The organism is Corallococcus sp. 4LFB (genome assembly GCF_046520365.1).
In the GTDB taxonomy this organism is placed as follows: domain Bacteria; phylum Myxococcota; class Myxococcia; order Myxococcales; family Myxococcaceae; genus Corallococcus; species Corallococcus caeni.
In genome coordinates, this window is the sequence record NZ_JBKGHJ010000249.1 from 1 (window position 1) to 12,356 (window position 12,356).

Consider the following 12,356-nt stretch of genomic DNA (forward strand, 5'->3'; position numbering starts at 1 on the left):
TGAAGCCGCCCAGCAGGCCCAGCGCCAGCCCCACCACCGCGCCGCCCACCGACGCGAGCAGCACGTGGCCGCCCAGCGAGCCCAGGGACGGCGCGGCCCCGCCCGACACCACCGCCGCGATGGCGGCGTACGCCACCAGCGCGGTGCCGTCGTTGAAGAGGCTCTCGCCCTGGATGATGCCGGCCAGCCTTCCGGGCACCGGCGCGCGGCGGAAGGCGTAGAGGATGGACACCGTGTCCGTCACCGCGAGGATGGAGCCCAGCAGCAGCGCCGGCCCCCACGGCAGCTCCAGCAGCAGGTGCAGCGCGGTGCCGGTGGCGGCGATGGCGAGGATCATCCCCAGCGTGGACAGCACGCCAATGGGGAGCGCGTTCGCGCGGATGCCATTGAGGTCCGCGGTGATGCCGCCCTCGAAGAGCAGCAGCGGAAGACAGATGAGGAACACCAACTGGGGGTTGAGCGGTGGCACGCCCGGCAGCAGGTGCGCGACGGAGATGAGCAGGCCACCCAGCACCAGCGCGACGTTGTACGGCACGCTGGCCCGCTTGGCGGCGATCGCGAGCGCGATGGCCGCCACCATCAGGCCGATGAGGATGGGCACTTCCAGCAGCACGGCGACTCCACTGGGACCGGGGGAGGGCGCGAAGCTTTCCAGATTCGATCCGCGTGGTACAGCGGGACCCCGATGAACTCCGGCTCGCTGGACACCCTGGTGCTCTCCGTCACGGCGCTGCGCAAGACGTACGGCGCCCACGCGGCCGTGGACGGCATCTCCTTCGACGTGCGGCGCCGCGAAATCGTGGGGCTCCTGGGCCCCAACGGGGCGGGCAAGAGCACGACCATCAACATGCTCCTGGGCGTGCTCCAGCCCACCTCCGGCACCATCGCCATCGAGGGCACCGACCTGGAGACCCACCGGGTCAAGGCGCTGTCGCGCACCAACTTCGCCGCCGTCTACTCGCCCCTGCCCGGCAACCTCACCGTGGCGCAGAACCTGCGGGTCTTTGGCCTCATCTACGGCGTGAAGGGGCTGTCCGCCCGCATCGAGGCGCTGCTGGAGGAGTACGACCTGGAGCGCTTCCGCGACACCAAGTGCGGCGTGCTGTCCTCCGGCGAGCAGACGCGCGTGTCGCTGGCCAAGGCCATGCTCAACGAGCCCCGCCTGCTGCTGCTGGACGAACCCACCGCGTCGCTGGACCCGGCCACCGCGGTGGACATCCGCACCCGCATCAAGGCCTTCGCCGCGAAGGGAGATAGCAGCGTGCTGTGGACGTCGCACAACATGTACGAGGTGGAGGCCGTCTGCGACCGCGTCCTCTTCCTCGCGCGCGGCCGGGTGCTGCTGGAGGGAGACCCCAGGACGCTGCCCCGCGAGCACGGCAAGGCCTCGCTGGAGGAGCTGTTCATCGCCGTGGCCAACGAGCCGCTGGCGCTGGAGAGGACCGAAGCGCCATGAACCTGAGCCACGTCGCGGGCATCGCGCTGCGCCAGTTCTATCTCTACAAGGGCAACTTCGCGCGCGTGGTGCCGCTGTTCGCGTGGGTGGCCATCGACATGGTGCTGTGGGGCTTCATGACCCGGTACCTCAACAGCGTCACGTCCGCGGGCTACAACTTCGTGCCGGCGCTCCTGGGCGCGGTGCTGCTCTGGGACTTCTTCGCGCGCGTGATGCAGGGGCTGACCACGGGCTTCTTCGAGGACGTCTGGTCGCGCAACTTCCTCAACGTCTTCGCCACGCCGCTCACGCTGACGGAGTACGTGAGCGGCCTGGTGGTGACGAGCGTCGCGACCAGCGCCATCGGCCTGTGCGTCATGCTGCTGCTGTCCACCACGGTGTTCGGGCTGTCCTTCGCCGCCTACGGCGCGATGTTCATCCCCTTCGTGCTGGTGCTGTTCCTCTTCGGCATCGCGCTGGGCATCCTCAGCAGCGCGCTGGTGCTGCGGCTGGGGCCCGCGTCGGAGTGGTTCGTCTGGCCCATCCCCAGCCTGCTGTCCCCGTTCGTGGGCGTCTTCTACCCGCTGTCCACGCTGCCGCAGTGGATGCAGTGGGTGGCGAAGGCGCTGCCCCCGTCCTACGTCTTCGAGGGCGTGCGCACGCTGGTGGCCGGCGGCGAGTTCTCCGGCGCCATGCTGGGCTGGGGCTTCGCGCTGGCGCTGCTGGACATCGTGCTGGCGGGCTGGGTCTTCCAGCGGGTGTACCGCTACGCGGTGCGCACGGGCCTGCTGGCCCGCTACAGCGCGGAGAGCGTGAGCTGATCAGCGCCGGACGCGCAGGAGCAGGTCCTTCCTCGGGCCGCACTCGCCCCGGCCGTCGCAGTTGCTGGTGGTGACGTACAGGTGGCCGTCAGGGCCCATCAGCACGTCGCGCAGGCGGCCCCAGGTGTCGCGCAGGTAGACCTCGTGCCGGGCCACGCGCCGGGGGTTCTGTGTATCGAACTCCACCCGGTGCAGGTGCCGGGACTTCAGCGTGCCCACCAGCAGCGAGCCCCGCCACTCCGGGATCGCGGTGCCCGTGTAGACGGCCGCGCCGCCCGGGGGCGCCGCGTCGTCGAAGGTGAGCGACGGGGTGATGCGCCCGCCCTGCGTCTCGCACGAATAGATGCCGGGCCAGCCCAGGTTGTCCCCGGCCTTCACCACGTTCACCTCGTCGTGGCCAAAGCGCATCGTCTCACCGCTGGGGCCGTGGTCGGTGAGGTACAGCGTAGTGGCGTCCTTCCAGTCAAAGCCTTGCGTGTTGCGCACGCCCAGCAGGAACGCGGGCGAACCCGGAAAGGGATTGTCCGCGGGCACGGCGCCATCCGGCGTCAGGCGCAGCAGCTTGCCCGCGGGGCTGCTCACGTCCTGGGACAGGTCCGGGTCGCGGGAGTCCCCCGTGCCCACGTACAGCATGCCGTCCGGCCCGAAGCGCAGCCGCCCGCCGTCGTGGTACTTCGCGGACGGGATGCCCCCGAAGATGACGCGCTCGAAGGTCGCGCTCGTGCCGTCCGGTGACAGCGTCCAGCGCTCCACCCGGTTCTGCGCCTCCCCGTCCGCCTGGGTGGTGACGTACAGGTAGAACTGGCGGTTCGTCGCGAAGTCCGGGTGCGTGGCGATGCCCAGCAGGCCGCCCTCGCCGTTCGCCGTCAGGGGCAGCGTGGCCACGGCCCCGGGTTGCAGCTTGCCGCCGCGCAGCAGCCGCACGCGGCCCGGCCGCTCGGTGATGAGCGCGTCCCCGTCCTGGCCCGGCAGGAAGGCGACCCCCCAGGGGACCTCCAGCCCTTCGGCCACCACGTCCACGGTGACGGGCACGCTGCCGTCCTGTCCCCAGCCGTCCTCCACCAGGATGCAGTCCGCGGGCGAGGCCGTCCCCTGCGCCTGGCTCCTGCGGCAGGCGGCGGCGGAGGCGGCGAGCACCACGAGGGCGGACAGCAGCAGGCGTCGGGAGCGCATGGCGGGAATCTAGCGCTGGTGGACGCCGCCCACCGACCTGGAAGGGGGGCAGGCGAGCGCATGCGGCACCAGAAGACGGTCCCGGGTGACGTTGTCCCGGCCCCTGTCGTGGGCACCTTGCTCGGGCGGGTTCACCGGCAACCATTGCCCAGCGGGAGGCAGTTCCATGGCGCGCATCGCACTCATCGTGGCCAACGACTTCGAGGACTCCGAGTTCCAGGTCCCCTTCGACACGCTCAAGCAGGCGGGCCATGAGCCCGTCGTCATCGGCCTGGAGGCAGGCAAGACGCTCAAGGGGAAGAGGGGGGCGGAGATCCGCACGGAGAAGGCAGTGAAGGAGGTGAAGGCCGCGGACTTCGCCGCGCTGGTGATTCCTGGCGGCTACTCGCCGGACCACCTGCGCATGGACATCGGCATGGTCGGCTTCGTGCGCGACTTCTTCAAGGCGGACAAGCCCATCGCCGCCGTGTGCCATGGGCCGTGGATGCTGGTGGAGGCGGACATCGCGGACGAGCGCACCGTCACGTCGTTCCCGTCCATCAAGACGGACCTCATCAACGCCGGCGCGCGCTGGGTGGACCGCCAGGTGGTGGAGGACGGCAACATCATCACGTCCCGCAAGCCGGACGACCTGGACGCCTTCTGCGCCGCCCTGGTGCGCCAGGTGAAGGACGGCATCGCCCCACGTCTGGAGTCCCCCCTGGCCCCGGAAGCCGCCGCGGACCGCGCACCGCCAGTGCACTGAGCCGCCAACAGGGCGGAGCATGGTCCCACAGGACCCAGGCCCCCGGGGTGCCACGCGCGCTCCGGGGGCCTATACGCAGGGGAGGACGGAGCGGATTGCCCGCGCGCCTTCCCGCGGAGGGAGCCCCCTTCTCAGAGGGAAGTGTTGCCGAGCGAACCCGCCTGCCCTGACGACGCATTGCGCTGTCGGGTCCATGCGTCAGGTTTTCGCTGCTCTGGGATTGTTCCGTTGTCTTTGAGCCCCCAGTACAAGACACTCAGCCATCTGTACGGGGTTTCACCAACCCCAGGGGAGTCATTTATTCCCTGAATTTTACAGTTGAGTTGCGATTGTGCAGTGTCGCTGCTTATTATTCCGACCGCAGCGACCCCCTGACGGACCGCGCCATCACTGGCGGTCTCCGTGGATCCCCCCTCATGAATCCGGCCCCCCGACCCGTCATGTCCCAGCCTCGTCAGGTTGTCCGGGCGGTGCTGAACGAAGCCCTGGAGAGCAAGCTGGGAGGCGAGGTGGTGGTGAAGTCCGCCACGGTCTCCGGCCGCATCTTCGTGGTGGAGCGCAAGGTGGCGTGGACGGTGCTGACGGGCCCGGGGGCGCGCAGCTTCTCCACGGCGCTCATCGACGCGCGGCTGGTGAGCCGTGAGGACGTCGAGCAGGTGATGGCGGAGTGCCGCAAGAGCGGCGGCAACTTCTGCGAGACGCTGGTGGCGTGGGGCCTGGTGCCGCGCGACACGCTGCGCGACCTGCTGTGCCAGCACCTGGGCGCGCAGCTGGAGGCGCTCTTCGAGCTGACGGAGGCGCAGGCCCTCTTCGTCCCGCAGCCTCGGTCCTACTCCAGCCAGTTGACGTTCGAGCTGGCGGAGCTGAGCGCCGACGCCGTGCCGCCGCCCGCGATTTCGCAGTCGCAGTCCCCTTCGATTCCCCCCGTTCTTTTGGAAAGAGACGTCATGGCGAACGTGAAGCAGGCGCTGGAAGAGGCGATGAAGATTGAGGGAGCGTTCGCGGTCTGTCTGGCGGATGCGAACAGCGGGATGACCCTGGGAAGTGTGGGCGCCGCGGGGTTCAACATCGACGCGGCGGCCGCGGGCAACACCGAGGTGATGCGCGCCAAGCTGAAGACGATGAAGGCCCTGGGCATCAAGGACCGCATCGAGGACATGCTCATCACCCTGGGCGAGCAGTACCACATCATCCGCCCGCTCGCGGCGCGCGAGGGGCTGTTCCTCTACATCGCGCTGCACCGCGCGAACGCGAACCTGGCGATGGCGCGCTTCCGGATGGCGGACCTGGAGAAGACCATCCAGCTCTGAGGTTCCATCGCCCCTGACGCCCCACGCCGCCCGTTTCCCTCCCCAGGGAAGCGGGCGGTGGCGTCTCAGCGGTCAGTGGTCGCCCGCGCGCTTCTCGCCGGCTTCCACGCGCAGGGCCAGGCGGTTGCCGCGCGGGGGCAGCGGGCAGGTGGCGAAGCGGGTGAAGGCGCACGGCGGATTGTAGGCGCGGTTGAAGTCCACCACGACGCGCCCGTCCTTGTCCGGCAGCGGCGCGGAGAGGAAGCGGCCGGCGCCGTAGGTGGTGTCGCGGTTCGTCTCGTCGCCGAAGATGATGAACAGCTCGTCCGAGCCCTCCTCCACCACGGGCATCAGGCGGTGCTCCTTGCCCGCCACCGTGAAGACGAGCGTGCCCGCGGACTTCATCTCCTCCGACATGCCCAGCACCGTGGGCACGCTGAGCATGCGCGGCTTCTCGTCCGGCACCAGCCGGGCCTCCACCTTCCAGTCCGCGCTGGCCGGGTACAGCGGGATGCCTTGGAACTGCTTGCGCGCCGCGGCCTCCGAGTCCTTCACCCGCACGCCCAGCCGGTCACCTCGGCGGATGACCTGGAAGCTCACGCTCCCCAGCCGCAGCACGTCCGGCGCGCCCTTCTCGTCTGTCTTCAGCGCGCCCCCCGTGAAGGGCTTGCCCTCCAGCGTGAAGGCCGCGCCCGCCGCGGGCTGGAAGCGCACGGTGTCACCCTGGCGCACGAACGTGCCCGCCCGGGCAGGCACCGGCGCGGGCAGCGGCACCGCGCTGCCGGGCGCGGAGCCCGCCTGCTGCTCGCCCTCCTTCAGCCACGTGAGCCCCACCAGCGTCAGCCAGCCGTCCGGCGACGTCAGGCGTTGCAGCCGCTCGGCCTGCCACGCCTGCGTGGCGGCGGCGACGTCCTGCGTGGGGGCGTTCTTCTGCTCGGTCTTCGCGGCGGGCTTCGGGAGGGGCTTCGCGGGCGGCGCGGCCTGCAGGGCCAGGGACAGGACCAGGGCGAGGGTGCTCATTCGGATGGGGCCTCGAAGCGCGGGAGGGAAGGGGCGCTGCGGCCATTGTCTAACAAAGCCCGCTCCCCATTGCGCGCGGCGCTCCCGCCGTGCAAAGGCTTGGGAAACCTTCCGTGAACCTGGACCTCCACCCCGCGCCTCCCGCCAGTGCCCTGCGCAAGCTCGCGCTGGGGACGTGGCGCGCGCCCCGCGACCCCACCGCCTACGCGGCGCTGGACGTGCGCATGGAGGCGGCGCTCGCGTTCATGGCCACGCACCGCACGCGCACCGGCCGCCGGCTGACGGTGACGCACCTGGTGGCGAAGGCCGCGGCGGACGCGCTGCGCCGCTACCCGGAGGCCAACGTCGTGCTGCGCGGCCAGCGCCCGTGGCTGCGCGAGGACGTGGGCGTCTGCGTGCTGGTGGTGCAGCCGGCGAGCGGCGCGTCGCGCGTGGACCTCACCACCGCCACCGTGCACCGCGCGGACCAGAAGTCGCTGGAGGCCCTGGCGGACGCCATGGAGTCGCGCGTGTCGCGGGTCCGCGCGCGCGAGGACATGGAGATTGAGCGGGGCAAGCGCCGCTCGTCGCTCCTGCCCGGCTGGCTGATGGGCCCCGCGCTGCGGCTGCTGTCCTTCGTCTGGTACGGCCTGAACGTGGACCTGCGCCGGGTGGGCATGCCGTTCGACCCGTTCGGCTCCGTGGCGGTGACGAACCTGGGCTCGCTGGGGCTGGAGCGGGGCTTCGTCGCGATGGTGCCCTACACGCGCGTGCCGCTGCTGCTGGCGCCCGGGCGGGTGCGGGACGTGCCCGTGGTGGAGGACGGGGTGCTGGTGCCCGGCAAGGCCATGACGCTCACCTGCACCTGGGACGCGCGCCTCATCGACGTGGACCTGGCCGCCCGGGTGCTCCGGCACATCGGCGGCGCGCTGGAGGACCCCCGGGGGTGGGATGCGCCGGGGGACGAAGCGCGGTAGAACGGGGGCGTCATCCGGAGGTCAACGCCATGTCCGTGGATCCCTACCGTCGCGTCGGCTCGTCCCGTCCCGTGGGGCGGGTGCTGGGCGGCCAGGACCGCTTCGAGAAGGAAGCCCTGGAAGGCCCCCCCGAGGGCCCGCTCGCCATGGACCGCCGCCAGCGCATGGCCGGCGGCCCGCTGCCGGTGAACGGCGAGAGCCCCTTCGCCGCGAAGCTGCGCAAGCTGGCCGCGTCGAACCCGGACGGCAAGGAGGACTGAAGCCCTCCCGCGCCGGACCGCTTCAGACCTGTCCGGCGCCGCCGTCGGCTTCAGACCTGTCCGGCGCCGCCGTCCACGAAGAGCTCCGCGCCGTTGACGAAGCTGCTGTCGTCCGACGCGAGGAACAGCGCCGCCTTCGCCACCTCGTCCGGCTGCCCCATGCGCCCCAGCGGGATGAGGCGGGTGAGTTGGTCCTTCAGCTGCTTCCCCCCCGCCGCGTCGGGCGCCAGCCCGTTGAGTCCCGGCGTGTCGATGGGGCCCGGGCTGAGCGTGTTCACCCGGATGCCCCGCCCCTTCAGGTCCGACGCCCAGGTGCGCGCGAACGAGCGGATGGCCGCCTTCGTCGCCGCGTAGACGCTGAACGCCGCCGAGCCGTCCGAGCCCGCGGTGGAGCCCGTCAGGATGACGGAGCCGCCGTCCTTCAACAGCGGCAGCGCCTTCTGCACCGTGAACAGCGTGCCCTTCACGTTGACGTTGAACGTCTGGTCGAAGTGCGCCTCCGTGATGGAGCCCAGCGCCGCGAACTCGCCGCCGCCCGCGTTGGCGAACACCACGTCCAGGTGCCCCGCCTCCTCCTTCACCCGCGCGTAGAGCCCGTCCAGGTCCGCCATCACGGACACGTCTCCGCGCACGCCCACCGCGCCGTGGCCAATCTCCTTCGCCGCCCGGTCCACCTCCGCCTGCCGGCGGCCGGTGAGGAACACCTTCGCCCCTTCCTGCGCGAAGCGCTTCGCCGTCGCGAAGCCGATGCCCGTGCTTCCACCCGTGACGACCGCCACCTTCCCGTCGAGCCTGCCCATGGTCCTGCTCCTTGCTCCGGGGCGCATGCGCCCCCGTGAAGCGCCAGCCCACCTGCTCCCCGTGTCACCGGGGAGTTATGGACTTCGTGGTCCATATCTAAGAATGGTGGACCGAGCGGTCAATAACTTTTAATTTCAGGGCATGGCTCGGCCTCGGACATTCGATGAAGCCCAGGTGCTGCGCGCGGTGCGCGACCAGTTCTGGAACAAGGGCTACGCGGCGACCTCCATGGATGACTTGATGCAGGCCACGGGGCTGGGCAAGGGCAGCCTCTACGGGGCCTTTGGCGACAAGCATCAGCTCTTCCTGAAGGTGTTCGACGCGTACTGCGTGAGCTCCGTGGAGTCGGTGAAGAAGGCGCTGGAGGGGCCGGACGCCGGAGCGCTGGAGCGGCTGCGCCAGTACCTGCTGGGGGTGGCCACCGCGTCCGCGGGCCCGCGAACCGGCGCGGGTGCCTGCTGGGGCGCGGCACCTCGGAGCTGGCGGCGCAGGACGCGCACGTCGCGGACCGGGCGCTGGAGACCTTCCAGGGGCTGGAGGCCGCGTTCGTGCGCTGCCTGGAGCAGGCGAAGGCGCAGGGGGACCTGGCGGCCCACGCGGACCCCCGGAAGCTGGGCGCCATGCTGCTCGCGGTCATGCGGGGGCTGGAGGCCGTGGGCAAGGCGGGCATGGCGGAGGCCTCCCTTCGCGGCATGGTGGAGACGGCGTTCGAAGGCCTGCCCGTCGCGCCAAAGCGCCGCCGTTAGGGCCCGCCCCTCTTCCGGGGACCCCCGCCTCCGGGCTAGGCACGGGGGCCTGACCGCCGGTGCGCGCGGTCACTCACCGGGATTGGGGGCATTGATGCGGAAGGCACACGCGGTGGCGGCGTCCATGGCGGCGCTGATGCTGGGGCAGACGGGCTGTTATCGGACGAGCATCATCACGAACCTGCGGCCGGAGCCCACGGTCCACCAGGACCGGCAGTGGTTCACGGTGGCGGGCCTGGTGCCCGTGTCCAGCCCTCCTGGCAGCGAGTGCGCGAACGGCGTCGCGTGGGCGCAGAGCCGCGCGACCGCCAGCGACTTCCTCATCCAGGCGGGCCTCGCGGTGGCGGGCGCGTTCATCGGGTCGGCGGTGTGTTCCGGCGGCAACCGGACCACCGAGGAGCAGGGCAACTGCGCCGCGATTGGCCTGCTGCTGCCCACGGTCCTGGTGGGCTCGCGCACCGTGGCCTACTCCTGCGTGGCGGGGTCCCCGGACTTCAACCCAAGACAGGACGCAGGCCCGCGCCCGGAGGCGCCCGCCCGCGTGCCGGACGACGCGAACGCGCCGCGGGAGGGCGAGGCCCCGGTGCTCGAGACGCCGACCCCGCCGCCGCTGCCGCCGCCCGGCGCGGTGCCGGAGACGAGCCCGGGCCTCTGAGCCACGCCTGGACGCGGCGCGGAGTCCTTTTCCGCGCCGCGCCCGGGAGGTCTGTCTATTCGCCGCGCTTCAAGCGCGCCCGCGCCGGGCCCTCCTTGGACCGGTTGCGCTCCATCCGCTTGTGCTCCCGCTGCGCGGCGGCGTCCGTCTGGCGGTGCAGGAAGGCCTGTTCGCGCTGGAGCTTCTCGAAGCTCGCGCGCCGCTCCGGGGAGAGCGTGCCGTCCTCCACCGCCGCCCTCACCGCGCACCCCGGCTCGTTCTGGTGGCCGCAGTCGTTGAAGCGGCAGCCGACGGCCAGCGCGAGGACGTCCGCGAAGGCGTGGGCCAGGCCCTCGTCATCGTCGCCCCACAGGCCCAGCTCGCGCATGCCGGGCCCGTCGATGATGAGGCCGCCGTGCTCCAGCACGAACAGCTCGCGGTGCGTGGTGGTGTGGCGGCCCCTGTCGCCCTCCGCGCTCACGGGCTGGGTGGCGAGCCGCGCGGCGTCCAGCAGCCGGTTGGTGAGCGTGGACTTGCCCACGCCGGACGAGCCCAGCAGCACGCCCGTCCTCCCGGCGGAAGCCGCGCGCGCACGTCCTCCACGCCCAGGCCCGTGTGCGCGCTCACCGCGAGCACGTCCACGCCGGGGGCCAGCGCCTCCACCTCCAGGACGCGCTCGGCGGCGTCGTCCGCGAGGTCCGCCTTGGTCAGGAGCACGACGGGCGTGGCGCCGCTGTTCCAGGCCACGGTGAGGGCGCGCTCGATGCGGCGGGGGTTGAAGTTGCCGTCCAGCCCCACGACGAGGAACACCACGTCCACGTTGGCGGCGATGAGCTGCCCGTCGTGCTCGCTGCCCGCCTCGCGCCGCTTCAGGAGGCTGCGGCGGGGCAGCACGGCGTGCATCAGCGCCTCGCCGTCACCGGATGCGGGCGGTTGCAGGAGGACCCAGTCGCCCACGGTGGGCAGGGCCTCCACGCCCTGGGCCTGATGGAGGAGGCGTCCGGCGGCGCGCGCGAGGAAGGCCGGGCCGGCGGTCTGGACGGTGAGCAGTCCCCGCTGCTGGCGCACGACGCGCCCGGGGACGAGGGAAGCGGAGGAAGACGACTGCGAAACGAAAGAAGACAGCGCGAGGTCGAGGTCGGGACCCCAGCCGAGGGTTGTGAGTGACACTTGGGGAACTCCGGGCAGCGCGATGCCAGGGCCGCGCGGAGGAGGACTCCGGGGCGCCGGGCGTGAAGGAAGCGGGGCTCGCGCTGCGACGGACGACGGTGCTGCGACCGGCTCAGCGGATGAGCGCCCGCGTGGCGGACAGGGCCGCGACGACGACAAGGGGCGGCATCACAGGACAGGTCTCCTCATGGTTCGGGGTCAGCGGCGGTCATCGCCGGACCGGACATCGGACGGGGACCCTAGCAATTCCTGTCGGCGGCTGGCCACCCCTTGAAGGGCCTGTGCGTTTTCCCTCTTGAACCTCACGCGACGTGAGGTTGTACCCATCGCATCCAGTCACGCGAAGGGCGGTGACTGGAAAGGGGTGAGGCATGCAGCACACGGAGCTGAAGGTAGGGGAGCTGGCCCGGCGCACGGGGCTGTCCATCCGCGCGCTGCACCACTACGACGAGATTGGCTTGCTCAAGCCCTCGGCGCACACGGCGTCGGGGCACCGGCTCTACACGGCGGCGGACATCGCCCGCCTGAGTCACATCCTGTCGCTCAAGCAGCTCGGGTTCTCGCTGGAGGAGATCGCCGAGACGCTGGGCCGGGCGGACTTCTCCGCCCTGCGCGTGGTGGAGCTGCGGCTCCAGCGGGCCCGGGAGCAGCTGGCGGAACAGCGTCAGCTCTGCGACCGCCTGGATTCCCTCGCACGACAGCTGCGCGCGGCGGAGCCCGTCTCCGCCGACGACTTCCTACAGACCATCGAGGCCATGACCATGTTCGAGAAGTACTACACCCCGGAGCAGTTGAAGGAGCTGGAGGCCCGTCGCCAGGCGATGGGTGACGACGCCGTCCAACAGGTGGAGGCCGAGTGGCCCCGCCTCATCGCGAGCATGCGCGAGCAGATGGAGCAGGGCGCCGACCCCGCGTCCGAGCCGGTGCGCGCGCTGGCCACGCGCTGGCGCGAGCTGATCCGCGCCTTCACGGGCGGCAACCCCGGCATCGAGAAGTCTCTCCAGACGCTGCACCAGCAGGAGCCGCAGGTGGCGCAGCGCCAGGGCCGCGACCCGAAGCTCATGGAGTACGTGGGCCGGGCGATGGCCTGTCTGGACGCGCCGAAGTAAAGCCAGACATGGCGGCGGCCGCCAGCGAAGGGCTGGCGGCCGTACCGTCATTCAAGGACAGCTCATCGGAAGGCTACTGGCCGCCGACGGTGCCGGTGGACGAACCATTGGAGCCGCCGGTGCCGGTGCCGCCCACGCCGCCCATGGTGCCGCCGGAGCCGCTGGTGCCGGTGCCGCCCACGCCACCCGTGCCGGAC

At 71.4% G+C, this 12,356-nt stretch carries 14 protein-coding genes and 1 pseudogene; 9 read left to right on the forward strand and 6 right to left on the reverse strand.

Translation table 11 applies throughout. From position 1 onward, the window contains the following. A partial coding sequence (locus ACLEQD_RS24470; RefSeq protein WP_410387215.1) for a cation:proton antiporter occupies window positions 1-613 on the reverse strand: 613 nt, incomplete at its 3' end. 72 nt (window positions 614-685) lie between these two features. Here ACLEQD_RS24470 and ACLEQD_RS24475 point away from each other — a divergent pair. Together ACLEQD_RS24475 and ACLEQD_RS24480 are read left to right on the forward strand one after the other, a co-directional pair. Continuing rightward, the gene (locus ACLEQD_RS24475; protein ID WP_410387217.1) at window positions 686-1,456 is read left to right on the forward strand and encodes an ABC transporter ATP-binding protein; all 771 of its coding nucleotides are present in this window, start codon (window positions 686-688) and stop codon (window positions 1,454-1,456) included. Continuing rightward, entirely contained in the window at window positions 1,453-2,256 is an 804-nt protein-coding gene (locus tag ACLEQD_RS24480; protein ID WP_410387219.1) for an ABC transporter permease, read from the forward strand. The genes ACLEQD_RS24475 and ACLEQD_RS24480 overlap by 4 nt, the downstream gene beginning before the upstream one ends. Here ACLEQD_RS24480 and ACLEQD_RS24485 read toward each other — a convergent pair whose 3' ends face one another. Continuing rightward, on the reverse strand, window positions 2,257-3,429 hold the full coding sequence (locus ACLEQD_RS24485) for a PQQ-dependent sugar dehydrogenase (RefSeq protein ID WP_410387221.1): 1,173 nt from the start codon (window positions 3,427-3,429) through the stop codon (window positions 2,257-2,259). It lies immediately after the preceding gene. A gap of 166 nt (window positions 3,430-3,595) precedes the next feature. On the opposite strand from ACLEQD_RS24485, the gene ACLEQD_RS24490 reads away from it, so the two are divergent. Further along, window positions 3,596-4,174: a type 1 glutamine amidotransferase domain-containing protein gene (locus tag ACLEQD_RS24490; RefSeq protein WP_410387223.1), complete on the forward strand. Its 579-nt coding sequence runs from the start codon at window positions 3,596-3,598 to the stop codon at window positions 4,172-4,174. Window positions 4,175-4,644: 470 nt separating this feature from the next. Further along, the gene (locus tag ACLEQD_RS24495; RefSeq protein ID WP_410387225.1) at window positions 4,645-5,484 is read left to right on the forward strand and encodes a hypothetical protein; all 840 of its coding nucleotides are present in this window, start codon (window positions 4,645-4,647) and stop codon (window positions 5,482-5,484) included. 72 nt (window positions 5,485-5,556) lie between these two features. Here the strand turns inward: ACLEQD_RS24495 and ACLEQD_RS24500 are convergent, their stop codons facing one another. Further along, window positions 5,557-6,483: a DUF1684 domain-containing protein gene (locus ACLEQD_RS24500; protein ID WP_410387227.1), complete on the reverse strand. Its 927-nt coding sequence runs from the start codon at window positions 6,481-6,483 to the stop codon at window positions 5,557-5,559. A gap of 113 nt (window positions 6,484-6,596) precedes the next feature. On the opposite strand from ACLEQD_RS24500, the gene ACLEQD_RS24505 reads away from it, so the two are divergent. Together ACLEQD_RS24505 and ACLEQD_RS24510 are read left to right on the forward strand one after the other, a co-directional pair. Further along, window positions 6,597-7,439 (forward strand): 2-oxo acid dehydrogenase subunit E2, encoded by an 843-nt coding sequence (locus ACLEQD_RS24505; protein ID WP_410387229.1) that lies wholly within the window; start codon window positions 6,597-6,599, stop codon window positions 7,437-7,439. A gap of 29 nt (window positions 7,440-7,468) precedes the next feature. Next, on the forward strand, window positions 7,469-7,699 hold the full coding sequence (locus ACLEQD_RS24510; RefSeq protein WP_410387231.1) for a hypothetical protein: 231 nt from the start codon (window positions 7,469-7,471) through the stop codon (window positions 7,697-7,699). 50 nt (window positions 7,700-7,749) lie between these two features. Here ACLEQD_RS24510 and ACLEQD_RS24515 read toward each other — a convergent pair whose 3' ends face one another. Together ACLEQD_RS24515 and ACLEQD_RS24520 are read right to left on the reverse strand one after the other, a co-directional pair. Then, complete coding sequence (locus ACLEQD_RS24515; protein WP_410387233.1) at window positions 7,750-8,499, reverse strand: glucose 1-dehydrogenase; 750 nt, start codon at window positions 8,497-8,499, stop codon at window positions 7,750-7,752. Between the two features lie 297 nt (window positions 8,500-8,796). Next, window positions 8,797-9,000, reverse strand: a complete 204-nt coding sequence (locus tag ACLEQD_RS24520; protein ID WP_410387238.1) for a hypothetical protein — start codon at window positions 8,998-9,000, stop codon at window positions 8,797-8,799. On the opposite strand from ACLEQD_RS24520, the gene ACLEQD_RS24525 reads away from it, so the two are divergent. Both ACLEQD_RS24525 and ACLEQD_RS24530 read left to right on the forward strand, forming a co-directional pair. Further along, complete coding sequence (locus ACLEQD_RS24525; RefSeq protein WP_410387236.1) at window positions 8,980-9,246, forward strand: TetR family transcriptional regulator C-terminal domain-containing protein; 267 nt, start codon at window positions 8,980-8,982, stop codon at window positions 9,244-9,246. The genes ACLEQD_RS24520 and ACLEQD_RS24525 overlap by 21 nt on opposite strands. A 94-nt stretch (window positions 9,247-9,340) precedes the next feature. Further along, window positions 9,341-9,901, forward strand: coding sequence for a hypothetical protein (locus tag ACLEQD_RS24530; RefSeq protein ID WP_410387240.1), 561 nt, complete (start codon window positions 9,341-9,343; stop codon window positions 9,899-9,901). Between the two features lie 55 nt (window positions 9,902-9,956). On the opposite strand, the pseudogene rsgA reads toward ACLEQD_RS24530, so the two are convergent. After that, window positions 9,957-11,050 (reverse strand): annotated as a pseudogene (gene rsgA / locus ACLEQD_RS24535) (ribosome small subunit-dependent GTPase A). 371 nt (window positions 11,051-11,421) lie between these two features. Between rsgA and ACLEQD_RS24540 the strand changes: the two are divergent. Further along, window positions 11,422-12,159 (forward strand): MerR family transcriptional regulator, encoded by a 738-nt coding sequence (locus ACLEQD_RS24540; RefSeq protein WP_410387235.1) that lies wholly within the window; start codon window positions 11,422-11,424, stop codon window positions 12,157-12,159. Window positions 12,160-12,356: the final 197 nt, after the last annotated feature.